This window comes from Bacillus sp. FSL K6-1366 (genome assembly GCF_037976695.1).
Taxonomy (GTDB): domain Bacteria; phylum Bacillota; class Bacilli; order Bacillales; family Bacillaceae; genus Bacillus; species Bacillus subtilis.
The window spans coordinates 2,232,501-2,256,183 of the sequence record NZ_CP150268.1; the positions used below are offsets into that span (position 1 = coordinate 2,232,501).

The 23,683-nt window shown below is 41.5% G+C and carries 28 protein-coding genes and 2 rRNA genes (1 of these 30 running past the window's edge); 29 read left to right on the plus strand and 1 reads right to left on the minus strand.

Translation table 11 applies throughout. From position 1 onward, the window contains the following. The 15 genes from MHI44_RS11695 to rsmI all read left to right on the plus strand — a co-directional run. Nucleotides 1-116: ribosomal RNA gene (locus tag MHI44_RS11695) — 23S ribosomal RNA — on the plus strand (it extends 2,812 nt beyond the left edge of the window). 55 nt (nt 117-171) lie between these two features. Next, nucleotides 172-287, plus strand: a 5S ribosomal RNA gene (rrf, locus tag MHI44_RS11700). A gap of 178 nt (nt 288-465) precedes the next feature. After that, complete coding sequence (gene csfB, locus MHI44_RS11705) at nt 466-660, plus strand: anti-sigma-G factor (protein ID WP_339201982.1); 195 nt, start codon at nt 466-468, stop codon at nt 658-660. Between the two features lie 119 nt (nt 661-779). After that, the gene (locus tag MHI44_RS11710) at nt 780-1,394 is read left to right on the plus strand and encodes a 5-bromo-4-chloroindolyl phosphate hydrolysis family protein (protein WP_167407779.1); all 615 of its coding nucleotides are present in this window, start codon (nt 780-782) and stop codon (nt 1,392-1,394) included. A gap of 18 nt (nt 1,395-1,412) precedes the next feature. Further along, complete coding sequence (locus MHI44_RS11715) at nt 1,413-2,573, plus strand: toxic anion resistance protein (protein WP_033885427.1); 1,161 nt, start codon at nt 1,413-1,415, stop codon at nt 2,571-2,573. An 81-nt stretch (nt 2,574-2,654) separates the two neighbouring features. Then, nucleotides 2,655-4,097: an aminotransferase class I/II-fold pyridoxal phosphate-dependent enzyme gene (locus MHI44_RS11720; protein WP_339201983.1), complete on the plus strand. Its 1,443-nt coding sequence runs from the start codon at nt 2,655-2,657 to the stop codon at nt 4,095-4,097. Beyond that, nucleotides 4,094-4,732 carry a dTMP kinase gene (gene tmk / locus MHI44_RS11725; protein ID WP_015253015.1) on the plus strand — a complete coding sequence of 213 codons (639 nt, stop codon included), beginning with the start codon at nt 4,094-4,096 and terminating at the stop codon, nt 4,730-4,732. Before MHI44_RS11720 ends, tmk begins: the two co-directional genes overlap by 4 nt. Before the next feature lie 73 nt (nt 4,733-4,805). After that, on the plus strand, nt 4,806-5,135 hold the full coding sequence (gene darA, locus MHI44_RS11730) for a cyclic di-AMP receptor DarA (RefSeq protein ID WP_003242755.1): 330 nt from the start codon (nt 4,806-4,808) through the stop codon (nt 5,133-5,135). Nucleotides 5,136-5,147: 12 nt separating this feature from the next. Beyond that, entirely contained in the window at nt 5,148-5,588 is a 441-nt protein-coding gene (locus MHI44_RS11735) for a YaaR family protein (protein WP_009966249.1), read from the plus strand. A gap of 11 nt (nt 5,589-5,599) precedes the next feature. Then, the gene (holB, locus tag MHI44_RS11740) at nt 5,600-6,589 is read left to right on the plus strand and encodes a DNA polymerase III subunit delta' (protein ID WP_003226770.1); all 990 of its coding nucleotides are present in this window, start codon (nt 5,600-5,602) and stop codon (nt 6,587-6,589) included. Between the two features lie 2 nt (nt 6,590-6,591). Next, nucleotides 6,592-7,419 carry a competence/sporulation regulator complex protein RicT gene (gene ricT / locus MHI44_RS11745; RefSeq protein ID WP_003226767.1) on the plus strand — a complete coding sequence of 276 codons (828 nt, stop codon included), beginning with the start codon at nt 6,592-6,594 and terminating at the stop codon, nt 7,417-7,419. A 14-nt stretch (nt 7,420-7,433) separates the two neighbouring features. After that, nucleotides 7,434-7,793 carry a replication initiation-control protein YabA gene (gene yabA, locus MHI44_RS11750; protein ID WP_003218308.1) on the plus strand — a complete coding sequence of 120 codons (360 nt, stop codon included), beginning with the start codon at nt 7,434-7,436 and terminating at the stop codon, nt 7,791-7,793. A gap of 58 nt (nt 7,794-7,851) precedes the next feature. After that, a complete protein-coding gene (locus MHI44_RS11755) occupies nt 7,852-8,595 on the plus strand; it encodes a tRNA1(Val) (adenine(37)-N6)-methyltransferase (RefSeq protein WP_213420508.1) in 744 nt (247 codons plus the stop codon). After that, complete coding sequence (locus MHI44_RS11760) at nt 8,582-8,881, plus strand: GIY-YIG nuclease family protein (protein WP_003242983.1); 300 nt, start codon at nt 8,582-8,584, stop codon at nt 8,879-8,881. The genes MHI44_RS11755 and MHI44_RS11760 overlap by 14 nt, the downstream gene beginning before the upstream one ends. Then, nucleotides 8,856-9,734: a 16S rRNA (cytidine(1402)-2'-O)-methyltransferase gene (gene rsmI / locus MHI44_RS11765; RefSeq protein WP_019712967.1), complete on the plus strand. Its 879-nt coding sequence runs from the start codon at nt 8,856-8,858 to the stop codon at nt 9,732-9,734. Before MHI44_RS11760 ends, rsmI begins: the two co-directional genes overlap by 26 nt. A 48-nt stretch (nt 9,735-9,782) precedes the next feature. Here rsmI and abrB read toward each other — a convergent pair whose 3' ends face one another. Then, complete coding sequence (gene abrB / locus MHI44_RS11770; protein ID WP_003226760.1) at nt 9,783-10,073, minus strand: transition state genes transcriptional regulator AbrB; 291 nt, start codon at nt 10,071-10,073, stop codon at nt 9,783-9,785. A gap of 494 nt (nt 10,074-10,567) precedes the next feature. Here abrB and metG point away from each other — a divergent pair, with 494 nt between their 5' ends. The 14 genes from metG to MHI44_RS11840 all read left to right on the plus strand — a co-directional run bounded on the left by metG (nt 10,568) and on the right by MHI44_RS11840 (nt 23,635). Next, on the plus strand, nt 10,568-12,562 hold the full coding sequence (gene metG, locus MHI44_RS11775; protein WP_015253011.1) for a methionine--tRNA ligase: 1,995 nt from the start codon (nt 10,568-10,570) through the stop codon (nt 12,560-12,562). A gap of 78 nt (nt 12,563-12,640) precedes the next feature. Next, complete coding sequence (locus MHI44_RS11780) at nt 12,641-13,408, plus strand: TatD family hydrolase (RefSeq protein WP_014475570.1); 768 nt, start codon at nt 12,641-12,643, stop codon at nt 13,406-13,408. A 155-nt stretch (nt 13,409-13,563) separates the two neighbouring features. Continuing rightward, entirely contained in the window at nt 13,564-14,877 is a 1,314-nt protein-coding gene (locus tag MHI44_RS11785) for a ubiquitin-like domain-containing protein (RefSeq protein ID WP_339201985.1), read from the plus strand. 144 nt (nt 14,878-15,021) lie between these two features. Continuing rightward, entirely contained in the window at nt 15,022-15,582 is a 561-nt protein-coding gene (gene rnmV / locus MHI44_RS11790) for a ribonuclease M5 (protein ID WP_015253010.1), read from the plus strand. After that, on the plus strand, nt 15,575-16,453 hold the full coding sequence (rsmA, locus tag MHI44_RS11795; RefSeq protein ID WP_029317169.1) for a 16S rRNA (adenine(1518)-N(6)/adenine(1519)-N(6))-dimethyltransferase RsmA: 879 nt from the start codon (nt 15,575-15,577) through the stop codon (nt 16,451-16,453). The genes rnmV and rsmA overlap by 8 nt, the downstream gene beginning before the upstream one ends. A gap of 161 nt (nt 16,454-16,614) precedes the next feature. After that, complete coding sequence (gene prtG, locus MHI44_RS11800; RefSeq protein WP_014475574.1) at nt 16,615-17,487, plus strand: sporulation-specific protease PrtG; 873 nt, start codon at nt 16,615-16,617, stop codon at nt 17,485-17,487. Between the two features lie 210 nt (nt 17,488-17,697). Next, complete coding sequence (locus MHI44_RS11805; RefSeq protein ID WP_003218330.1) at nt 17,698-17,958, plus strand: Veg family protein; 261 nt, start codon at nt 17,698-17,700, stop codon at nt 17,956-17,958. A 159-nt stretch (nt 17,959-18,117) separates the two neighbouring features. Beyond that, nucleotides 18,118-18,303, plus strand: a complete 186-nt coding sequence (locus tag MHI44_RS11810) for a small, acid-soluble spore protein, alpha/beta type (protein WP_003218333.1) — start codon at nt 18,118-18,120, stop codon at nt 18,301-18,303. A gap of 147 nt (nt 18,304-18,450) precedes the next feature. Then, nucleotides 18,451-19,320, plus strand: coding sequence for a 4-(cytidine 5'-diphospho)-2-C-methyl-D-erythritol kinase (gene ispE, locus MHI44_RS11815; protein WP_003226742.1), 870 nt, complete (start codon nt 18,451-18,453; stop codon nt 19,318-19,320). Nucleotides 19,321-19,375: 55 nt separating this feature from the next. After that, complete coding sequence (purR, locus tag MHI44_RS11820; protein WP_003218342.1) at nt 19,376-20,233, plus strand: pur operon repressor; 858 nt, start codon at nt 19,376-19,378, stop codon at nt 20,231-20,233. After that, complete coding sequence (gene ridA, locus MHI44_RS11825) at nt 20,230-20,607, plus strand: 2-iminobutanoate/2-iminopropanoate deaminase (RefSeq protein ID WP_003226738.1); 378 nt, start codon at nt 20,230-20,232, stop codon at nt 20,605-20,607. The genes purR and ridA overlap by 4 nt, the downstream gene beginning before the upstream one ends. A 194-nt stretch (nt 20,608-20,801) precedes the next feature. Next, nucleotides 20,802-21,095, plus strand: coding sequence for a septation regulator SpoVG (gene spoVG / locus MHI44_RS11830; protein WP_003218346.1), 294 nt, complete (start codon nt 20,802-20,804; stop codon nt 21,093-21,095). Between the two features lie 193 nt (nt 21,096-21,288). Further along, complete coding sequence (gene glmU, locus MHI44_RS11835) at nt 21,289-22,659, plus strand: bifunctional UDP-N-acetylglucosamine diphosphorylase/glucosamine-1-phosphate N-acetyltransferase GlmU (RefSeq protein ID WP_017696375.1); 1,371 nt, start codon at nt 21,289-21,291, stop codon at nt 22,657-22,659. A gap of 22 nt (nt 22,660-22,681) precedes the next feature. Beyond that, a complete protein-coding gene (locus MHI44_RS11840) occupies nt 22,682-23,635 on the plus strand; it encodes a ribose-phosphate diphosphokinase (protein WP_003218353.1) in 954 nt (317 codons plus the stop codon). Nucleotides 23,636-23,683 lie beyond the last annotated feature (48 nt).

Here is a 23,683-nt window from a genome sequence, read left to right on the forward strand (position 1 = left end):
TTTCCCATTCCGCAAGGAAGTAAGATCCCTGAAAGATGATCAGGTTGATAGGTCTGAGGTGGAAGTGTGGCGACACATGGAGCTGACAGATACTAATCGATCGAGGACTTAACCATATTTTTGAATGATGTCACACCTGTTATCTAGTTTTGAGAGAACACTCTCAATTTGTTTGGTGGCGATAGCGAAGAGGTCACACCCGTTCCCATACCGAACACGGAAGTTAAGCTCTTCAGCGCCGATGGTAGTCGGGGGTTTCCCCCTGTGAGAGTAGGACGCCGCCAAGCAAGCTTAAACCCAGCTTAATGAGCTGGGTTTTTTGTTTACTCAAGATCGAGAAAATCAAACAAATACAAACACCGAGGGCTTATATAGCCCATATACTGATTTAAAGTTTCAAAAAGGTCTAAATAGTGTATACAATATCCGTTTTAAGGGGAGGCTAACTGTACGGAGGTGGAGAAGATGGACGAAACAGTTAAACTTAATCATACATGTGTGATTTGTGATCAAGAGAAGAATAGAGGCATTCATCTTTATACGAAATTCATATGCTTAGATTGTGAGAGAAAAGTAATTTCTACACCAACTTCTGATCCTGACTATGCGTTTTACGTAAAAAAACTAAAGAGCATTCATACACCGCCATTATATTCATAGACCTGAAAAGGTCTTTTTTTGTACTCTTAATAATAAAAAGAAGATGAAACTTGTTTAAGGATTGAACGTAGTAGATAATAATATTAAAACTGAGTATAGACACAGGAGTCGATTATCTCATGCAGAGATTTTTTCACTTTTTGGTGTGGAGTTTAACTAGCAGTGCGACTTTTGTTTTCATTGGAATATTGAGCTTTTTTGGTTTAAACCAGTCGCTTTTTTTATCTATTGTTTATGGGCTTGCTTCTGGAGCAGCAGTATATATAGCTGGCATCTGGAATGCAAGACGGTTATTTCTTAAAAAGCATGAATTGACAGGAAGAGAGTATGCTTACATTAAGAAAAACTTAGAGGAAGCAAGGCAGAAAATGGTCCGTCTTAGGAAAGCCTTGTTTCAGGCTAAAAGCATTCAAATGTTTAAGCAAAATGCAGAAATGCTAAGGATTGTGAGAAGGATTTATCTCCTCACCAAAAAAGAGCCAAAGCGGTTTTATCAGGCAGAACGATTTTTTTATCAAACTCTCGATTCGGTTGTTGAATTGACAGAGAAGTATGCTTTTCTATCATCTCACCCAAAAAAAAGCAAAGAACTGTCGATGTCGTTAAGTGAGACACGCATCACTCTTACTGAATTGACCAAGCGTTTAGAGGAAGATTTAACTCAAGCAATGGGTGATGAAATTGACGAGTTGCAGTTTGAATTAGACGCAGCAAAACATTCATTAAAGAAATAAGGGAAGAGGGTAAGAGCGATGAACCGAGACCAAAGCGACCTTCATATAGATGAATTATTGGCAGATCCTTTTGGTGGTAACATAGAGATACCAGGTTCGGAGGCTGTAAAAGCAGAGAAAGAGCAAGTACGGCTTGTTGATGTTCTTCCTGAGGAAAACAAGGAAAAAGCAATTCAGCTTGCTGGACAGATTGATCATAAAAATATGCAAAGCATTGTCTTATACGGTTCACAAGCTCAATCTAAACTGCTGAACTTTTCTCATGATATGATTAATCATGTTCAAAAGAAGGATGTCGGGGAGATTGGCGAAATACTTGGAGAGCTGATGAAAAAGCTGGAGCAAGTAAATCCTGATGATCTCCAATCTAAGAAAAAGGGTTTTTTGGCACGCATGTTTGGAAGAGTATCAAGTTCTCTTCAAGAGGTGCTGTCTAAATACCAAAAGACCAGTGTGCAGATAGACAAAATCAGCTTGAAGCTGGAGCACTCTAAAAATGCTTTAATCAGTGACAACAAGCTGTTAGAGCAGTTATATGAAAAAAATAAAGAATATTTTGCCGCGCTGAATGTTTATATTGCTGCAGGAGAACTGAAGCTGGAGGAATTAAAAACAAAAACGATTCCTGAACTGAAGCAACAGGCTGAATCGAGTGATCATAACCAAATGGCCGTTCAAGAGGTGAATGATTTAATTCAATTTGCTGACCGGTTAGATAAAAGGGTGCATGATTTGCTGCTGAGCAGGCAAATTACAATCCAAAGTGCACCGCAAATCAGGCTGATTCAAAATACAAACCAAGCGTTAGCTGAAAAGATTCAGTCATCCATTGTGACAGCGATTCCGTTATGGAAAAATCAAGTTGCCATTGCACTGACGCTTTTAAGGCAGCGCAATGCAGTGGATGCACAGCAGAAAGTATCTGATACAACCAATGAGCTTTTGCTGAAAAATGCGGAGCTTTTAAAAACCAATACAATTGAAACTGTACGAGCAAATGAACGAGGCCTTGTTGATATAGATACCTTAAAAAAGGTGCAGGAAAGCTTAATAAGCACGCTTGAAGAAACACTGACTATACAAGAAGAAGGACGAATCAAACGCCGTCAGGCAGAAGAAGAGCTGATGATGATGGAAGGCGACCTAAAGCAAAAGCTGCTTACAATAAAGGAAAGATAGTTACCAGTAAGTCTGGCTTTAAGTTCTGTCAGAGGCACGATATAATAAGGTGTAAGAAGACACATTCAAAGGATTGTTTTCATGAACACACCTTTATATAAAGCATTAATTCAACATGCGAGAAGAAATTCTCATTCATTTCATGTTCCGGGACATCACAATGGAGATGTCTTTTTTGATGACGCTAAGTCAATATTCGATCCGCTTCTCACCATTGATGTAACTGAACTGGCAGGACTGGATGATCTCCATCATCCTTCTGGGGTGATTAAGGAAGCTCAGGAGCTTGCCAGTCAATTATATGGATCGGCGGAAAGTTTTTTTCTGGTAAATGGTACGACTGTCGGAAACTTAGCGATGATTTTATCTGTTTGTGAACCTGGTGATACAATTCTGGTTCAAAGAAACTGTCATAAATCTGTATTTCATGCTGTTGATTTGTCCGGTGCTGAGCCGGTTTATCTTGCACCTGACGTTGATTCAGCGATGCATGTGCCTACGCATGTTCCGCTTGGAACAATTAAAGAGGCCCTGGAAGCATATCCAGATGCGAAAGGCTTGGTACTTACCAATCCGACATATTACGGACATAGTGCTGATTTGACTGAGATCATTACTGAAGCCCATCATTACGGGATTCCTGTTTTGGTCGATGAAGCGCATGGCGCACATTTTATTTTAGGTGAGCCTTTTCCGGTCTCAGCTTTAAAAATGGGGGCAGATATTGTTGTTCAGTCGGCCCACAAAACGTTGCCTGCCATGACGATGGGTTCTTATTTGCATCTCAACAGCAGCTGCAGGATTAACAGGGATCGGGTGGCAGAGTATTTAAACCGATTACAAAGCAGCAGCCCGTCTTATCCGATTATGGCTTCGTTAGATATTGCCCGCGCTTATGTACAGCATATTATAGAAGAACAAAAGCTTTCTGACATTCTGCAGCGGATACAAACACTTAAACAAACGTTTGATTCACTTACAAATGCTGAAGCTGTTAACCCTGCTAATCCACTGATCATCACGGACCCGCTGAAGCTCACAATTCGTTCAAAACGCGGGCATTCTGGCTATACGCTGCAAAGCATTTTAGAGCGTGCTAACATATTCACTGAGCTTGCTGATGAAAATCAAGTTCTGCTCGTTCTCCCATTGGGAGGAAAACGGAGCATAAACGCTGAAACCATTAGAAGCATCGATGAAGAGATTGAGAAAACGCCTCCGGATCAGACGTTTGTTTCTGCAGAATGGGGTGTGCAGCCTGTTACTGTCTTGCCTTATCCAAAAAAGGTCTTACATTCGTTTAAGAAAGAATATGTGAGCTTTGAGGAAGCAGCTGGCCGGCTGAATGCAGAAGATATCATCCCTTATCCTCCGGGTATCCCGATGATTATGGCGGGAGAAAGAATAACAAAAGAAAGTGTGCAAAAGCTCAGCCGCTTGATCAGCATGAAAACGCATGTTCAAGGGAATATGAAAACCAAAGAGAAACAACTACTTGTTTATATAGAAGAGGAGAAATCATGAGCGGTTTATTTATTACATTCGAAGGTCCTGAAGGTGCAGGAAAAACGACTGTTCTGCAGGAGATCAAAAACATACTGACAGCAGAAGGCCTTCAGGTTATGGCAACTCGAGAGCCAGGCGGAATAGATATTGCAGAACAAATTCGAGAGGTTATTCTGAATGAGAACAACACATTAATGGACCCAAAAACAGAAGCTCTCTTATATGCGGCTGCAAGGCGCCAGCATTTAGTTGAAAAAGTAAAACCTGCTTTAGAACAGGGGTTTATCGTTCTTTGCGACAGATTTATAGACAGTTCTCTTGCGTATCAAGGATATGCAAGAGGACTTGGAATTGATGAGGTTCTGTCGATTAATGAATTTGCCATTGGAGATATGATGCCCCATGTAACGGTTTATTTTTCAATTGATCCGGAAGAAGGACTGAAGCGTATTTACGCAAACGGCTCACGGGAGAAAAACAGGCTCGATTTAGAAAAACTGGACTTTCATACAAAAGTACAAGAAGGTTATCAAGAGCTGATGAAGCGATTTCCGGAAAGATTTCATTCAGTTGATGCCGGGCAATCCAAAGACCTCGTCGTTCAGGATGTTCTAAAGGTAATCGATGAAGCGTTGAAAAAAATTCAATTGTGACCTGTTTCCCAATAGTTGATATAATAATGTAAACGAGATCACGTTGTTTCCAATCTAAAGGAGGCCTTCACAGATGAAATTGATAGTGGCAGTTGTACAAGATCAGGACAGCAACAGACTTTTGAAAACCTTAACGGATCACAACTTCAGAGTCACAAAGCTTGCGACGACAGGAGGATTTCTTAAATCAGGCAATACAACGTTTATGATCGGTGTCGAGGATATACGCGTCAATAAAGCGTTGAGTCTCATTAAAGAAAACGGGCAGAAACGTGATCAGATGATTGCCCCTGTATCTCCAATGGGCGGAAATGCTGATTCTTATGTCCCTTATCCAGTCGAAGTTGAAGTTGGCGGAGCGACAGTATTTGTCCTTCCAGTCGATGAATTTCATCAATTTTAAGGATCTGAAACTGTGAAAATTAATAAAGATATACGTACATTTATAGATAATAAGCAGATTCCCTCTGTGAAAACATCTGAGATCACAGCATCGTTTAAAACATCAATGGAAAACCAAAGCAGCAAAATGAAGCTTGATCAGCTTACCAGGCTGTTATCTGATATAGAGGCATTCGGAAAAAGGCTAACGAAATCTCGGAATTTTAAAGACTTAGCGAGATTTAAAGGACTTGTGAAACGTTTTGTCAAAGAAGCTGTGGACAGCGGCCTTTCACATGAAACATCGAAAAGCTTTGACCTTTACGGGAACAGCAGAACGCTGGGACTTGTGAAAGAAATAGATGACAAATTGATACAGCTTACGGAAGAGATGATGGATCAGGAAAAACCGGCAATTGATTTGCTGGAGCGTATTGGCGAAATAAAAGGTTTATTAATTAACCTTTACACATAGAGAGTGATACAATGGCAATATCCTGGAAGGAAATGAACGAGCTTCAGCCCAGAGTGATGAAGCTTTTATATAATAGTATTGAGAAGGACAGACTATCACACGCTTATTTGTTTGAGGGGAAAAAAGGAACAGGCAAGCTTGATGCCGCGCTGCTTCTTGCAAAAAGCTTCTTTTGTCTGGAGGATGGCGCGGAGCCTTGCGAGAGCTGCCGAAACTGTAAACGGATAGAGTCAGGGAACCATCCTGATCTCCATCTTGTTCAGCCTGATGGCTTATCAATCAAAAAGGCGCAAATTCAAGCGCTCCAAGAAGAGTTTTCTAAGACAGGACTTGAATCGCATAAAAAGCTGTATATTATTTCGCACGCAGATCAAATGACAGCAAATGCGGCGAACAGCCTGCTGAAATTTTTAGAAGAACCGAACAAAGACACAATGGCCGTCCTCATCACTGAGCAGCCCCAAAGGTTATTGGATACCATCATTTCAAGATGCCAAACCCTTCCTTTTCAGCCTTTGCAGCCGAAAGCAATTGAAGACAGACTGATCGAACAGGACGTCTCGCCTCATATGGCAAGGCTTCTGGCCAACATGACCAATAATGTAGCAGAAGCAGTCGAATTAAGTCGAAATGATGAGTTTGCAGAGTCTAGAGCGAAAGTGATAAAATTGTATGAAGTCCTACACCAGCGGAAAGGACATGCTTTTTTCTTTATTCAAGATCAATGGATGCCCTTTTTCAAAGAAAAAACCCATCAAGAAATGGGTCTTGATATGCTCTTATTGATATATCGTGATGTGTTGTCCATCCAAATAGGAAATGAAGATAAATTGATTTATCAAGACTTATTCCAATCAATAAAACAGCATGCGCTACAATCAACACAACAAAGCGTTACGAATCAGATACTTGCTGTTTTAGAAGCAAAGAAACGGCTTCATTCCAATGTGAATGTACAAGGATTAATGGAGCACTTGGTGTTAATGTTGCAGGAGGGATAAGCTTGTACAATGTAATTGGTGTCCGCTTTAAGAAAGCGGGTAAAATATATTATTTTGATCCGAATGGATTTCATATAGAACATGACAGCTGCGTAATTGTAGAAACTGTCAGAGGCGTTGAGTACGGCCAGGTCGTAATTGCAAATAAACAGGTGGATGAGCATGATGTGGTGCTTCCCCTTCGAAAAGTGATACGTGTAGCTGACGAGCGCGATCTTCTCATTGTAGAAGAAAATAAACAGGAAGCACTATCAGCATTTGATATCTGCCAAAAGAAAGTGATTGAGCATGGCTTGGATATGAAGCTGGTCGATGTTGAATTCACGTTTGATCGCAATAAAGTCATTTTTTACTTCACTGCTGACGGCCGAGTCGACTTTAGAGAGCTTGTAAAGGATTTGGCTTCTATCTTTAAGACAAGAATTGAGCTGCGCCAAATCGGAGTGAGGGATGAGGCAAAAATGCTCGGAGGAATCGGTCCTTGCGGAAGAATGCTTTGCTGTTCAACGTTTCTTGGAGATTTTGAACCCGTTTCCATTAAAATGGCCAAGGATCAGAACTTGTCTTTAAATCCTACGAAGATTTCGGGTCTTTGCGGACGATTGATGTGCTGTCTAAAATATGAGAACGATGAGTATGAGACGGCAAAAGAACAGCTTCCGGATATAGGAGAAATGATTACGACAGCAAACGGTCCCGCGAAGGTCGTCGGACTAAATATTCTGGAACGGGTGCTTCAGGTGGAACTGATAAACCGTGAAAAAGTGATAGAATATACTTGGGAAGAGCTCTTGGAAGAGGGCGTCGTATCCGCACAAACCACAGATTAACGAGGTGTGGAACCTTGGATAAAAAAGAGTTATTTGATACAGTCATTAACTTAGAAGAACAAATTGGTTCACTGTACCGGCAGCTGGGGGATTTGAAGCAGCATATCGGTGAGATGATTGAGGAAAATCATCATTTACAGCTTGAAAACAAGCATTTGCGCAAACGGCTGGACGATACGACGCAGCAGATTGAAAAGTTCAAAGCTGATAAAAAAGAATCAAAAACACAGAAGACAGAGCAAACTGATATAGGGGAAGGATATGATAATCTGGCACGTCTGTATCAAGAAGGATTTCATATCTGCAATGTCCACTATGGAAGTGTTCGAAAAGAGGATTGTCTTTTCTGTCTGTCATTCTTAAATAAAAAATAGGGAAAAGGCTTCCGCATAAGACGGGAGCCTTTTTCAAAGGTACTGAAAGGATAAGAAGATGGTTTCATTACATGATGATGAAAGATTAGACTATTTGCTGGCAGAGGACATGAAAATCATACAAAGCCCAACAGTGTTTGCTTTTTCGTTGGACGCTGTGCTTCTGTCCAAATTTGCGTACGTTCCGATTCAAAAAGGGAAAATCGTTGATTTATGCACCGGCAATGGTATTGTGCCGCTGCTGCTCAGTACAAGATCAAAAGCAGACATTCTGGGAGTCGAAATACAAGAAAGGCTGCATGATATGGCTATTCGCAGCGTGGAGTATAATAAGCTGGACGATCAGATCGAGATCATACATGATGACCTGAAAAACATGCCGGAGAAACTTGGACATAATCGATATGATGTTGTCACCTGCAATCCGCCGTATTTTAAAACGCCGAAACAAACTGAACAAAATATGAACGAGCATCTCCGAATCGCAAGACATGAAATCCACTGCACGCTGGAGGAGGTCATTTCAGTCAGCAGCAAGCTGCTCAAGCAAGGGGGAAAAGCAGCTCTTGTTCACCGGCCGGGAAGGCTTCTGGAGATTTTTGAACTGATGAAGGCTTATCAAATCGAGCCGAAACGTGTACAATTTGTCTATCCGAAGCAAGGGAAAGAAGCCAATACCATTTTGGTTGAAGGTATCAAAGGCGGGCGCCCGGATTTAAAAATTCTTCCTCCTTTATTCGTTTATGATGATCAAAATGAATATACAAAAGAAATCAGGACCATTTTATATGGAGACAAATAACCATTTCTTCTACGTCGTGAAATGTAAGGACAATAGCTGGTATGCCGGGTATACCAACGATCTTCATAAACGAGTGAAAACACACAATGATGGAAAGGGCGCAAAGTACACAAAAGTAAGACGTCCGGTTGAATTAATTTTTGCCGAGAGCTTTTCAACAAAGCGGGAAGCTATGCAGGCGGAATATTATTTCAAAAAACTAACTCGGAAGAAAAAAGAGCTTTATATAGAAGAAAAGCGAAACAGCAAGGAGGCTGTATATGTTAAGGCGCCAAATGAGCTTTAATGGAAAGTCGGACATGGGGATTCTTTACTTGGTCCCAACCCCAATCGGAAATCTAGAGGATATGACATTCCGGGCGATCGACACGCTGAAATCAGTGGATGCGATTGCTGCGGAAGATACGAGGCAAACGAAAAAGCTTTGTCATGTATATGAAATTGAAACACCGCTCGTCAGCTATCACGAACACAATAAAGAAAGCAGTGGGCACAAAATTATTGAATGGCTGAAATCGGGAAAAAACATTGCTCTTGTCAGTGATGCCGGTCTGCCGACGATTTCTGATCCCGGAGCGGAAATTGTAAAGGATTTTACGGATATAGGCGGTTATGTTGTTCCGTTGCCGGGAGCAAATGCTGCATTAACAGCTCTTATTGCATCAGGTATTGTACCGCAGCCTTTTTTCTTTTACGGTTTTCTCAACAGACAGAAAAAAGAAAAGAAGAAGGAGCTTGAAGCCCTTAAAAAACGGCGGGAAACGATCATTTTTTATGAAGCGCCTCACAGATTGAAGGAAACCTTGTCAGCGATGGCAGAGATATTAGGAGATCGGGAAATTGCTGTAACGCGTGAACTCACTAAGAAATATGAAGAGTTTATCCGAGGAACGATATCCGAGGTCATTGGATGGGCAAACGAGGATCAGATACGCGGCGAGTTTTGTCTTGTTGTAGAAGGAAGTAATAATGAAGAGGTAGATGAGGAAGAACAATGGTGGGAAACCCTCACTGCGAAAGAACATGTCGAGCATTACATCTCGAAAGGCGCTACTTCTAAAGAAGCCATTAAAAAAGCAGCAGTCGATCGCAATGTACCAAAGCGTGAAGTGTACGATGCTTACCATATTAAGCAATAAAAAAACGTTCTTGTGTCATAACAAGAACGTTTTTTGTACAAGAAATGATTATTTAAGGTTTTGAAGCTGGTTTTGGATTTCGCTGATGATTTGCTCAGCGCCTTCTTTACTAAGAACCAATTTACCGCCTGCAAGTTTAAGGTTATCATCAGAAACTTCACCAGTTACTTGGCAAGTCATGTTTGGTTTATATTTTTTAAGGATGATTTTTTCATCATCAACATAGATTTCAAGAGCATCTTTTTCTGCGATTCCAAGAGTACGACGCAGTTCGATAGGAATAACTACACGTCCTAATTCATCAACTTTACGTACAATACCAGTAGATTTCATAAACATTCTCCTCCCAAGAGATACTTATTTGTTTAAATTATATTTTTCTTCGTCATTATTCGACAAAATCCTTACCTTCATAGCATAACAAGGTTTCCAATAATCGTCAATCATTTTGTTTACTATTGATTGTAAGAATTAGTTCTTATAGTCAGTAATGTCTTAGAAACTACCGAAATAACAGCATTTTATAAATATTTAATAAAGCTATTATCCTACTAAAAATCCTTTTAAATCAAGACTTTCGAACCAAAGTTTTTTATTTCATTTGATTATATACGACAAAATTCGACACGAACAGACTTTTTTTATTTTCATTAAAGATTTTTAATTTTAATTATTCTTTTTCAGGGTGTATGTATATATTCTTGATCTTAAAGGCTAAGATGGTATCATAGATAAAGGATAAATATAAATAATATTCATATATGATTTGCACTTATCGCCGCTCTCGTCCTTTGGGCGGGAGCTTTTTGACATTCTGATTAGGAGGTTTCAAGATGCCGCAAGAAAACAATACATTTTACATTACAACACCGATTTATTATCCGAGCGGAAAATTACATATCGGCCATGCATATACGACAGTCGCAGGAGATGCAATGGCACGTTACAAAAGATTAAAAGGGTTCGATGTTCGCTATTTAACGGGAACGGACGAGCATGGACAAAAGATCCAGCAAAAAGCTGAACAGGAAAACATTACACCTCAGGAGTATGTGGATCGCGCAGCGGCAGATATTCAAAAACTGTGGAAGCAGCTTGAAATCTCAAACGACGACTTTATCCGCACGACAGAAAAACGGCATAAAGTTGTCATTGAAAAGGTGTTTCAAAAGCTTCTTGATAACGGGGACATCTATCTTGATGAGTATGAAGGCTGGTACAGCATCCCTGATGAAACGTTCTACACGGAAACTCAGCTCGTTGATATTGAGCGGAATGAAAAGGGAGAGGTCATCGGCGGAAAAAGCCCTGACAGCGGTCACCCAGTTGAATTGATCAAAGAGGAATCTTATTTCTTCCGCATGGGGAAATACGCGGATCGCCTTCTGAAATACTATGAAGAAAACCCGACATTCATTCAGCCAGAATCACGCAAAAACGAAATGATTAATAACTTTATCAAACCTGGACTTGAGGATTTGGCAGTATCACGTACCACTTTTGATTGGGGCGTGAAGGTGCCGGAAAATCCAAAGCATGTTGTATATGTTTGGATTGACGCACTATTTAACTATTTAACGGCACTCGGTTATGATACAGAAAATGATGAGCTTTATCAAAAATATTGGCCTGCCGATGTTCATTTAGTCGGTAAGGAGATTGTACGATTCCATACTATTTACTGGCCAATTATGCTGATGGCGCTGGATCTTCCGCTGCCAAAGCAAGTATTCGCGCATGGCTGGCTTTTGATGAAAGACGGAAAAATGTCGAAATCAAAAGGGAACGTTGTAGATCCGGTTACATTAATTGAACGCTATGGTTTAGACGAACTTCGCTATTACTTGCTTCGCGAAGTGCCGTTCGGATCAGACGGTGTTTTCACGCCGGAAGGATTTGTTGAGCGAATCAACTATGATTTAGCGAATGATTTAGGAAATCTATTGAATCGTACTGTTGCGATGATTAATAAGTATTTTGACGGACAAATCGGTTCTTACAAAGGTGCTGTTACGGAATTTGACCAAACGCTCACTTCCGTTGCTGAAGAAACAGTGAAAGCTTATGAGAAAGCAATGGAAAATATGGAGTTCTCGGTAGCACTTTCGACTTTATGGCAGCTCATCAGCCGCACAAACAAATACATTGATGAGACAGCTCCATGGGTGCTTGCGAAAGATCCGGCAAAAGAAGAAGAATTGCGATCAGTTATGTATCACCTCGCTGAATCATTGCGTATTTCAGCGGTACTGCTTCAGCCATTCTTAACAAAAACACCTGAAAAAATGTTCGAGCAGCTGGGCATTACTGATGAATCTTTAAAAGCTTGGGACAGCATTACAGCTTTCGGCCAGCTGAAAGATACAAAAGTACAAAAAGGCGATCCATTGTTCCCTCGTTTAGAGGCAGAAGAAGAAATTGCTTACATCAAAGGGAAAATGCAAGGTTCAGCACCAGCGAAAGAAGAAACAAAAGAAGAAGAGCCGCAAGAGGTCGATCGTTTACCTGAAATTACGATTGATCAATTCATGGATGTAGAGCTTCGCGTAGCTGAGGTCATTGAGGCAGAGCCAGTGAAAAAAGCAGACCGTTTATTGAAGCTGCAGCTTGATCTTGGTTTTGAAAAGCGCCAAGTTGTATCCGGCATTGCGAAGCATTATACGCCTGAAGAGCTTGTTGGAAAAAAACTCGTTTGTGTAACAAATCTAAAACCGGTTAAACTCAGAGGAGAGCTTTCTCAAGGTATGATCCTTGCAGGAGAAGCAGACGGCGTTTTAAAGGTCGTATCTATCGATCAGTCGTTACCAAAAGGCACAAGAATTAAATAATGATAAACAAAAGGTGTTTCACGTGTAACAATTCGTCGAACACCTTTTGTGTTTCGACAAGAAAGGAGTTTGTCACTTATGTTGTTTGACACTCACGCGCATTTAAATGCAGAACAATATGATACTGATCTTGAAGAGGTTATTGAACGGGCAAAAGCTGAAAAAGTTGAACGAATTGTCGTAGTTGGTTTTGACCGTCCGACGATTACCCGTGCGATGGAAATGATTGAGGAATATGATTTTATTTATGCAGCCATTGGCTGGCACCCTGTTGACGCTATTGACATGACAGAGGAAGACTTAGCGTGGATTAAAGAGCTTTCTGCTCATGAGAAAGTGGTAGCGATAGGGGAAATGGGACTGGATTATCATTGGGATAAATCACCTAAAGATATTCAAAAAGAGGTGTTTAGAAAACAAATCGCCTTAGCGAAAGAGGTCAATTTGCCTATTATCATTCATAACCGTGATGCAACGGAGGATGTCGTGACCATTTTGAAAGAGGAAGGCGCAGAAGCTGTGGGCGGAATCATGCACTGCTTTACAGGAAGTGCGGAAGTGGCAAGAGAATGCATGAAAATGAATTTTTATTTATCATTTGGGGGACCGGTGACATTTAAAAATGCGAAGAAACCGAAGGAAGTAGTGAAGGAAATTCCCAATGACCGGCTGCTGATTGAAACGGACTGCCCGTTTCTCACACCGCACCCTTTCCGCGGGAAAAGAAATGAGCCAAGCTATGTGAAATATGTGGCAGAACAAATCGCCGAATTAAAAGAAATGACCTTTGAAGAGATTGCTTCCATCACGACTGAAAATGCGAAAAGACTTTTCCGTATAAACTGACAAAAAACGCTAGCGGGTTTTGTAAGAGCTTGTCCCTTACAGCGTTTTTCTATAAAAGTTCTACATGCTTTCTTCTCCTCATAGGATAGGTTTGTCGACAAGTCTTTCTTCCGTTTCTCAGTGTATTTCAGGATAATGAAGAGGACACTGAGCTTTTGGGAGAAAGAGAAGGGAGGGTTGACAGCCTTTTAGATACTCTATATAATCTCTCCGAGGAGAAGGAGGCGTTTTTCATCACACAAAAAATGAAAAAGCTGTTTTCCGTAAAGCTTAGCAAAAGCAAAGTCATTCTGGTTGCTGCTTGTTTGCTTTTGGCAGGAAGCGGGACTGCGTACGCGGCTCATGAGCTGACGAAACAATCAGTCTCAGTTTCTATCAATGGCAAAAAGAAACATATACGCACACATGCAAATACAGTCGGTGATCTTTTGGAGACGCTTGATATAAAGACAAGAGACGAAGACAAGATCACACCTGCTAAACAGACAAAGATAACAGTAGACATGGACGTTGTGTATGAGGCTGCAAAACCTGTGAAGCTTACAATAAACGGGGAAGAAAAGACGTTATGGTCAACAGCAAAAACGGTCGGTGCATTACTGGACGAACAAGATGTTGATGTGAAAGAACAAGATCAAATTGATCCCGCAATAGATACAGATATTTCGAAAGACATGAAGATTAACATAGAGCCCGCATTTCAGGTTACTGTGAATGATGCAGGGAAACAAAAGAAGATCTGGACGACTTCGACTACGGTCGCTGACTTTTTAAAACAGCAAAAGATGAACATAAAAGACGAAGATAAAATCAAGCCTGCGTTAGATGCAAAGCTGACGAAAGGAAAGGCTGATATTACAATTACTCGTATCGAAAAGGTCACCGATGTAGTTGAAGAGAAGATTGCGTTCGATGTGAAAAAGCAAGAAGACGCTTCTCTTGAAAAAGGGAAAGAAAAGGTCGTCCAAAAAGGAAAAGAAGGCAAGCTAAAAAAACATTTCGAAGTCGTTAAAGAAAACGGTAAAGAAGTGTCCAGAGAGCTTGTAAAAGAAGAAACAGCTGAACAAAGCAAAGATAAAGTGATTGCTGTCGGCACAAAGCAAAGCAGTCCAAAAGTTGAAACGGTCAGTGCTTCAGGTGATTCAAAAACAGTTGTGTCCCGCAGCAATGAATCAACAGGCAAAGTCATGACTGTATCATCTACGGCTTATACGGCAAGCTGCAGCGGTTGTTCAGGACATACAGCGACAGGCGTCAATTTAAAAAATAATCCGAATGCCAAAGTCATCGCTGTGGATCCAAATGTCATTCCGCTAGGCTCCAAAGTCCACGTGGAAGGCTATGGATATGCCATTGCTGCAGATACCGGTTCAGCGATTAAAGGGAACAAGATAGACGTCTTTTTCCCAGAGAAATCATCGGCGTACCGATGGGGAAATAAAACAGTCAAAATTAAAATCTTAAATTAGTATATACTTATGTATTCAGAGGGTTTTGCGCCCTCTGTTTTTTTCGTTATAATAGACAAAGTGCATTTTCTGCTTATTAGACGCTCGACATAAGAAAAAGTTTCATGAATATACAAAAGTTTTTATTTTGTCTTGGAGGAAATAATGAAAATTAAAGAGATCATTGTGGTCGAGGGGCGTGATGATACGGCCCGCATCAAATTGGCTGTTGATGCAGACACAATTGAAACAAATGGCTCAGCCATCGATGATCATGTTATTGACCAAATCCGTTTGGCCCAGAAGACCAGAGGCGTCATTATTTTAACGGATCCGGACTTTCCGGGAGAGAAGATTCGCAAAACCATCTCAGAGGCTGTACCCGGCTGTAAGCATGCATTTTTGCCAAAACATCTTGCCAAACCTAAAAACAAGCGGGGAATTGGTGTGGAGCATGCATCGGTTGAAAGCATTAGGGCATGTTTAGAAAATGTGCATGAGGAGATGGAAGCGCAGCCGAGTGACATTTCAGCTGAGGATTTGATTCATGCCGGACTAATAGGCGGGCCTGCGGCCAAACGCCGCCGGGAACGACTGGGTGATCTGTTGAAAATCGGCTATACAAATGGCAAACAGCTTCAAAAACGGCTGCAAATGTTTCAAATTAAAAAAAGTGATTTTATGAGTGCGCTCGATACCGTTATGCGGGAGGAACAGAATGAATAAAGATATTGCGACACCGATTAGAACGAAAGAGATACTGAAGAAATACGGTTTTTCTTTTAAAAAGAGCTTAGGACAGAATTTCTTAATTGATACGAACATTTTAAACAGAATTGTTGATCACGCGGAAGTGACTGAGAAAACAGGTGTCATTGAAATCGGCCCGGGAATCGGGGCTTTAACCGAACAGCTTGCCAAGCGGGCGAAAAAGGTCGTGGCATTTGAGATTGATCAGCGATTATTGCCGATTCTGAAGGATACGCTGTCACCTTACGACAATGTTACTGTCATTCATCATGACGTGTTAAAGGCTGATGTCAAATCGGTCATTGAAGAACAATTTCAAGATTGTGATGAGATCATGGTAGTTGCCAACCTTCCTTATTACGTAACAACACCGATTATCATGAAACTGCTTGAAGAACATCTTCCGCTGAAAGGAATTGTGGTCATGCTGCAAAAAGAAGTGGCTGAGCGCATGGCGGCTGATCCTTCATCTAAGGAGTACGGCTCGCTTTCAATCGCGGTGCAGTTTTATACAGAAGCCAAAACGGTGATGATCGTTCCGAAAACCGTATTTGTTCCTCAGCCTAATGTCGATTCCGCAGTCATCCGTCTGGTTCTCCGAGACGGCCCGGCAGTGGACGTGGAAAACGAATCCTTTTTCTTTCAGCTCATCAAGGCAAGCTTTGCACAGCGTCGTAAAACGCTGCTCAATAACTTAGTTAACAATCTGCCTGAAGGAAAAGCGCAAAAATCAACAATTGAGCAAGTGCTTGAAGAAACAAATATTGACGGTAAGCGCCGAGGTGAATCTCTGTCTATTGAGGAGTTCGCAGCGCTGTCTAACGGATTGTATAAAGCCCTTTTCTAAAAGGGCTTTTTGTTTTGCGCACCACATGGACTGCCGCTACATAGGCTAGAGAAGGACCTTTCATTCAATGATAAGAAAAAACTTGGACTCAGCGAAAAAAGGCGCTTTCTCAAGGCTCTTTCTTTCATGATGAGGCTTAGTCTATGTGTGGAGTGAGGAATGTGCAATTTCAAATAGGGGATATGGTAGCCAGAAAATCCTATCAGATGGATGTTTTGTTTCGAATTATAGGAATAGAGCAAACAAGCAAAGGAAATTCAATTGCCATTTTGCATGGAGATGAAGTCAGGCTGATTGCTGATTCGGATTTTTCTGATCTGGTAGCAGTGAAAAAAGATGAGCAGATGATGCGGAAAAAGAAAGATGAGAGCAGAATGAATGAGTCGCTCGAATTGCTCCGCCAGGATTATAAGCTGCTCAGAGAAAAACAGGAGTACTATGCGACAAGCCAATATCAGCATCAGGAGCATTATTTCCATATGCCGGGCAAAGTGCTTCATCTGGATGGCGATGAAGCATATCTGAAAAAATGCCTGAATGTCTATAAAAAAATTGGAGTGCCGGTCTATGGCATCCATTGCCATGAAAAGAAAATGTCTGCTTCTATTGAAGAATTGCTCGACAAATATCGACCTGATATCCTGGTGATCACAGGGCATGATGCGTATTCGAAGCAAAAGGGCGGCATTGATGATTTGAATGCGTACAGACATTCTAAGCACTTTGTTGAAACAGTTCAAACAGCCCGAAAAAAGATCCCTCACTTAGATCAGCTTGTTATTTTTGCGGGGGCCTGCCAATCCCATTTTGAATCACTCATCAGAGCGGGTGCGAATTTTGCGAGTTCACCGTCAAGAGTTAATATTCATGCGCTTGATCCGGTATATATCGTCGCGAAGATCAGCTTTACGCCGTTTATGGAACGGATTAATGTATGGGAAGTGCTCCGTAATACGCTGACAAGAGAGAAAGGGCTTGGAGGTATTGAAACAAGAGGAGTTCTGAGAATTGGTATGCCTTATAAGTCCAATTAACAGTTGAAAACCTGCATAGGAGAGCTATGCGGGTTTTTTATTTTACATAATGATACATAATTTACCGAAACTTGCGGAACATAATTGAGGAATCATAGAATTTTGTCAAAATAATTTTATTGACAACGTCTTATTAACGTTGATATAATTTAAATTTTATTTGACAAAAATGGGCTCGTGTTGTACAATAAATGTAGTGAGGTGGATGCAATGGCGAAGACGTTGTCCGATATTAAAAGATCGCTTGATGGGAATTTAGGTAAAAGGCTGACGTTAAAAGCAAACGGTGGCCGCCGAAAAACGATTGAGCGTTCGGGCATTTTAGCTGAGACGTACCCTTCTGTTTTTGTGATACAACTAGATCAAGACGAGAACTCGTTTGAAAGAGTTTCATACAGTTATGCTGATATTTTGACTGAGACTGTTGAGCTGACATTTAATGATGACGCCGCAAGCTCAGTGGCATTTTAACGGGCAGTGAACCTTTTGTTTACTGCTTTTTGTTTTGCCCTTTTTTGGTTTCCAGTAATTTAAACGAAAGTTCCATCTGATTTAACAAAAGATAAAACAGTCACATATTATCGTGACGTGCACGAATGGCTATCACTTCTAAAAAAGGGGTTGTTTCGTTTGGGCAGACGTCGTGGAGTTATGTCAGATGAGTTTAAATATGAGCTGGCTAAAGACCTTGGTTTTTATGACACAGTAAAAAATGGCGGCTGGGGCGAAATTAGGGCTCGCGATGCCGGTAACATGGTAAAGCGCGCTATAGAAATCGCCGAACAGCAAATGGCTCAGAATCAGAATAACCGATAAGGATGTGACCCGGGGGACGTGCTGTTCCCTGGTTTTTTTATTTTGGATATAAATACATAATGGGCTGAATATGGATATGTTCATCCTGTACTTCAAATGTGATACAATGTTCATACTTATGTTTAGATGGAGAAGTAGGTGAAAGCTATGCGTATTTTAGAAAAAGCGCCAGCTAAGATCAATCTGTCACTTGACGTCACCCGAAAACGCCCGGATGGCTATCATGAAGTCGAAATGATCATGACGACAATTGATTTAGCTGATCGAATTGAATTGACGGAGCTTGCAGAGGATGAAGTGAGGGTTTCCTCCCACAACCGATTTGTGCCTGATGACCAAAGAAACTTAGCTTATCAGGCTGCCAAGCTGATCAAGGACAGATACAACGTGAAAAAGGGAGTTTCCATCATGATTACGAAGGTAATTCCGGTGGCTGCCGGTCTTGCCGGCGGGAGCAGTGATGCGGCGGCGACGCTCAGAGGGCTGAACAGACTGTGGAATTTAAATCTGTCTGCGGAAACGCTTGCTGAGCTTGGAGCGGAAATTGGCTCTGACGTTTCATTTTGTGTCTATGGCGGAACTGCATTAGCAACAGGGCGCGGCGAGAAAATTAAACATATCAGCACGCCTCCGCACTGCTGGGTCATTTTAGCGAAGCCGACTATCGGTGTTTCAACTGCTGAAGTGTACAGAGCGCTGAAACTGGATGGTATAGAGCATCCCGATGTACAAGGCATGATCGAGGCGATAGAAGAAAAGAGTTTTCAGAAGATGTGCAGCCGTTTAGGCAATGTGCTTGAATCTGTTACGCTCGATATGCATCCTGAAGTTGCGATGATCAAAAATCAGATGAAACGCTTTGGTGCAGATGCCGTGCTAATGAGCGGGAGCGGCCCGACAGTGTTTGGACTGGTTCAGTATGAGTCGAAGGTGCAGAGAATTTATAACGGGTTAAGAGGCTTCTGCGATCAAGTTTATGCGGTGAGAATGATCGGCGAACAGAACGCTCTTGATTAAATCCGTATGTTAAGTTATATTGATCTTAAAATATTCGGATTTTGGGGGTAAGTTCATGAAGTTTCGTCGCAGCGGCAGATTGGTGGACTTAACAAATTATTTGTTAACCCATCCGCACGAGTTAATACCGCTAACCTTTTTCTCTGAGCGGTATGAATCTGCAAAATCATCCATCAGTGAAGATTTAACAATTATTAAACAAACCTTTGAACAGCAGGGGATTGGTACTTTGCTTACTGTTCCCGGAGCTGCCGGAGGCGTTAAATATATTCCGAAAATGAAGCAGGCTGAAGCTGAAGAGTTTGTGCAGACACTTGGACAGTCGCTGGCAAATCCTGAGCGTATCCTTCCGGGCGGTTATGTATATTTAACGGATATCTTAGGAAAGCCATCTGTACTCTCCAAGGTAGGGAAGCTGTTTGCTTCCGTGTTTGCAGAGCGCGAAATTGATGTTGTCATGACCGTTGCCACGAAAGGCATCCCTCTTGCGTACGCAGCTGCAAGCTATTTGAATGTGCCTGTTGTGATCGTTCGTAAAGACAATAAGGTAACAGAGGGCTCCACAGTCAGCATTAATTACGTTTCAGGCTCCTCAAACCGCATTCAAACAATGTCACTTGCGAAAAGAAGCATGAAAACGGGTTCAAACGTACTCATTATTGATGACTTTATGAAAGCAGGCGGCACAATTAATGGTATGATTAACCTGTTGGATGAGTTTAACGCAAATGTGGCGGGAATCGGCGTCTTAGTTGAAGCCGAAGGAGTAGATGAACGTCTTGTTGATGAATATATGTCACTTCTTACTCTTTCAACCATCAACATGAAAGAGAAGTCCATTGAAATTCAGAATGGCAATTTTCTGCGTTTTTTTAAAGACAATCTTTTAAAGAATGGAGAGACAGAATCATGACAAAAGCAGTCCACACAAAACATGCCCCAGCGGCAATCGGGCCTTATTCACAAGGGATTATCGTCAACAATATGTTTTACAGCTCAGGCCAAATCCCTTTGACTCCCTCAGGCGAAATGGTGAACGGCGATATTAAGGAGCAGACTCATCAAGTATTCAGCAATTTAAAGGCGGTTCTGGAAGAAGCGGGTGCTTCTTTTGAAACAGTTGTCAAAGCAACTGTATTTATCGCGGATATGGAACAGTTTGCGGAAGTAAACGAAGTGTACGGACAATACTTTGACACTCACAAACCGGCGAGATCTTGTGTTGAAGTCGCGAGACTCCCGAAGGATGCGTTAGTCGAGATTGAAGTTATTGCACTGGTGAAATAATAAGAAAAGTGATTCTGGGAGAGCCCGGGATCACTTTTTTATTTACCTTATGCCCGAAATGAAAGCTTTATGACCTAATTGTGTAACTATATCCTATTTTTTCAAAAAATATTTTAAAAACGAGCAGGATTTCAGAAAAAATCGTGGAATTGATACACTAATGCTTTTATATAGGGAAAAGGTGGTGAACTACTGTGGAAGTTACTGACGTAAGATTACGCCGCGTGAATACCGATGGTCGCATGAGAGCGATTGCATCCATCACGCTGGATCACGAATTTGTTGTACATGATATTCGTGTGATTGATGGAAACAATGGTCTTTTCGTTGCGATGCCGAGTAAACGCACCCCTGATGGAGAGTTCCGCGATATTGCTCATCCTATTAATTCAAGCACGCGAGGAAAGATTCAAGATGCCGTGTTAAATGAGTATCATCGTCTGGGTGACACTGAAGCATTAGAATTCGAAGAAGCTGGAGCTTCTTAAAAAATAACCAAAAAGCAAGGACTGCTGAAAGGGCTGACATAAGCCTTTTGCCGGCGGTCCTTTTTTTAATTCTGATTTTTCAAACTTAGTTGCACTCAATAGAAAATTCTTGCACTTCATGAAGTCTCCTTGAAATCAGAAGATATTTAGGATATATTTTTCTATGGATAAAAGGGATATTGGAGGCCAATAAATGGATAAGCGGTTTGCAGTTGTTTTAGCGGCTGGACAAGGAACGAGAATGAAATCGAAGCTTTATAAAGTCCTTCATCCAGTTTGCGGTAAGCCTATGGTAGAGCACGTCGTGGACGAAGCCTTAAAATTATCTTTATCGAAGCTTGTCACGATTGTCGGACATGGTGCGGAAGAAGTGAAAAAGCAGCTTGGTGATAAAAGCGAGTACGCGCTTCAAGCAGAACAGCTTGGCACTGCTCATGCTGTAAAACAGGCACAGCCATTTCTTGCTGACGAAAAAGGCGTCACGATTGTCATTTGCGGAGATACGCCGCTTTTGACAGCAGAGACGATGGAACAGATGCTGAAAGAACATACACAAAGAGAAGCGAAAGCTACGATTTTAACTGCGGTTGCAGAAGATCCAACCGGATACGGCCGCATTATTCGCAGCGAAAACGGAGCGGTTCAAAAAATAGTTGAGCATAAGGACGCCTCTGAAGAAGAACGTCTTGTAACTGAGATCAACACCGGTACGTATTGTTTTGACAATGAAGCGCTATTTCGGGCTATTGATCTGGTGTCTAATGATAATGCCCAAGGCGAGTATTATTTGCCGGATGTCATAGAGATTCTTAAAAATGAAGGCGAAACTGTTGCCGCTTACCAGACTGGTAATTTCCAAGAAACGCTCGGAGTTAATGATAGAGTTGCTCTCTCTCAGGCAGAACAATTTATGAAAGAGCGCATTAATAAACGGCATATGCAAAATGGCGTGACGTTGATCGACCCGATGAATACGTATATTTCTCCTGACGCTGTTATCGGAAGCGATACTGTGATTTACCCTGGAACTGTGATTAAAGGTGAGGTGCAAATCGGAGAAGATACGATTATTGGCCCTCATACGGAGATTATGAATAGTGCCATTGGCAGCCGTACGGTTATTAAACAATCGGTAGTCAATCACAGTAAAGTGGGGAATGATGTAAACATAGGACCTTTTGCTCACATCAGACCTGATTCTGTCATCGGAAATGAAGTGAAGATCGGGAATTTTGTAGAAATTAAAAAGACTCAATTCGGAGACCGAAGCAAGGCATCTCATCTAAGCTATGTCGGCGATGCTGAGGTAGGCACTGATGTAAACCTGGGCTGCGGTTCAATTACTGTCAATTATGATGGAAAGAATAAGTATTTGACAAAAATTGAAGATGGCGCGTTTATCGGCTGCAATTCCAACTTGGTTGCCCCTGTCACAGTCGGAGAAGGCGCTTATGTGGCGGCAGGTTCAACTGTTACGGAAGATGTACCTGGAAAAGCACTTGCTATTGCCAGAGCGAGACAAGTAAATAAAGACGATTATGTGAAAAATATTCATAAAAAATAATCCTAAATTCGGAGGTTTATCCATGTCTAATCAATACGGAGATAAGAATTTAAAGATTTTTTCTTTGAATTCGAATCCAGAGCTTGCAAAAGAAATCGCAGATATAGTTGGAGTTCAATTAGGGAAATGTTCTGTCACAAGATTTAGTGACGGGGAAGTCCAAATTAATATCGAAGAAAGTATTCGCGGATGTGATTGTTACATCATCCAGTCTACAAGTGACCCCGTTAACGAGCATATTATGGAACTGCTGATTATGGTAGATGCGTTAAAACGCGCTTCTGCAAAAACGATTAACATTGTTATTCCTTATTACGGTTATGCGCGTCAAGACAGAAAAGCAAGATCCCGTGAGCCAATAACAGCTAAACTTTTCGCTAACCTGCTTGAAACAGCCGGTGCGACTCGTGTGATTGCACTTGACCTGCATGCGCCGCAAATTCAAGGATTCTTTGATATACCGATTGACCACTTAATGGGTGTTCCGATTTTAGGAGAATATTTTGAAGGCAAAAATCTTGAAGATATCGTCATTGTTTCACCAGACCATGGCGGTGTGACACGTGCCCGCAAACTGGCTGACCGACTAAAAGCGCCAATTGCGATTATCGATAAACGCCGTCCGCGTCCAAACGTGGCGGAAGTCATGAATATTGTAGGTAACATCGAAGGGAAGACTGCTATCCTCATCGATGACATTATTGATACTGCAGGTACGATTACACTTGCTGCTAATGCGCTCGTTGAAAACGGAGCGAAAGAAGTATATGCATGCTGTACACACCCTGTACTATCAGGCCCTGCGGTTGAACGGATTAATAATTCAACAATTAAAGAGCTTGTTGTGACAAACAGCATCAAGCTTCCTGAAGAAAAGAAAATTGAACGCTTTAAGCAGCTTTCAGTCGGACCGCTTCTGGCCGAAGCGATTATTCGCGTTCATGAGCAGCAATCAGTCAGCTATCTGTTCAGCTAAACCATTTTTCGAGGTTTAAATCCTTATCGTTATGGGTATTGTTTGTAA

Bases quoted from the DNA above. Each gene is read 5' to 3' on its own strand.
- csfB (WP_339201982.1), top strand. From the start codon at position 466: ATGGACGAAACAGTTAAACTTAATCATACATGTGTGATTTGTGATCAA.
- MHI44_RS11710 (WP_167407779.1), top strand. From the start codon at position 780: ATGCAGAGATTTTTTCACTTTTTGGTGTGGAGTTTAACTAGCAGTGCG.
- MHI44_RS11715 (WP_033885427.1), top strand. From the start codon at position 1,413: ATGAACCGAGACCAAAGCGACCTTCATATAGATGAATTATTGGCAGAT.
- MHI44_RS11720 (WP_339201983.1), top strand. From the start codon at position 2,655: ATGAACACACCTTTATATAAAGCATTAATTCAACATGCGAGAAGAAAT.
- tmk (WP_015253015.1), top strand. From the start codon at position 4,094: ATGAGCGGTTTATTTATTACATTCGAAGGTCCTGAAGGTGCAGGAAAA.
- darA (WP_003242755.1), top strand. From the start codon at position 4,806: ATGAAATTGATAGTGGCAGTTGTACAAGATCAGGACAGCAACAGACTT.
- holB (WP_003226770.1), top strand. From the start codon at position 5,600: ATGGCAATATCCTGGAAGGAAATGAACGAGCTTCAGCCCAGAGTGATG.
- MHI44_RS11755 (WP_213420508.1), top strand. From the start codon at position 7,852: ATGGTTTCATTACATGATGATGAAAGATTAGACTATTTGCTGGCAGAG.
- MHI44_RS11760 (WP_003242983.1), top strand. From the start codon at position 8,582: ATGGAGACAAATAACCATTTCTTCTACGTCGTGAAATGTAAGGACAAT.
- rsmI (WP_019712967.1), top strand. From the start codon at position 8,856: ATGTTAAGGCGCCAAATGAGCTTTAATGGAAAGTCGGACATGGGGATT.
- abrB (WP_003226760.1), bottom strand. From the start codon at position 10,073: ATGTTTATGAAATCTACTGGTATTGTACGTAAAGTTGATGAATTAGGA.
- metG (WP_015253011.1), top strand. From the start codon at position 10,568: ATGCCGCAAGAAAACAATACATTTTACATTACAACACCGATTTATTAT.
- MHI44_RS11780 (WP_014475570.1), top strand. From the start codon at position 12,641: ATGTTGTTTGACACTCACGCGCATTTAAATGCAGAACAATATGATACT.
- rnmV (WP_015253010.1), top strand. From the start codon at position 15,022: ATGAAAATTAAAGAGATCATTGTGGTCGAGGGGCGTGATGATACGGCC.
- rsmA (WP_029317169.1), top strand. From the start codon at position 15,575: ATGAATAAAGATATTGCGACACCGATTAGAACGAAAGAGATACTGAAG.
- MHI44_RS11805 (WP_003218330.1), top strand. From the start codon at position 17,698: ATGGCGAAGACGTTGTCCGATATTAAAAGATCGCTTGATGGGAATTTA.
- ispE (WP_003226742.1), top strand. From the start codon at position 18,451: ATGCGTATTTTAGAAAAAGCGCCAGCTAAGATCAATCTGTCACTTGAC.
- purR (WP_003218342.1), top strand. From the start codon at position 19,376: ATGAAGTTTCGTCGCAGCGGCAGATTGGTGGACTTAACAAATTATTTG.
- ridA (WP_003226738.1), top strand. From the start codon at position 20,230: ATGACAAAAGCAGTCCACACAAAACATGCCCCAGCGGCAATCGGGCCT.
- glmU (WP_017696375.1), top strand. From the start codon at position 21,289: ATGGATAAGCGGTTTGCAGTTGTTTTAGCGGCTGGACAAGGAACGAGA.
- MHI44_RS11840 (WP_003218353.1), top strand. From the start codon at position 22,682: ATGTCTAATCAATACGGAGATAAGAATTTAAAGATTTTTTCTTTGAAT.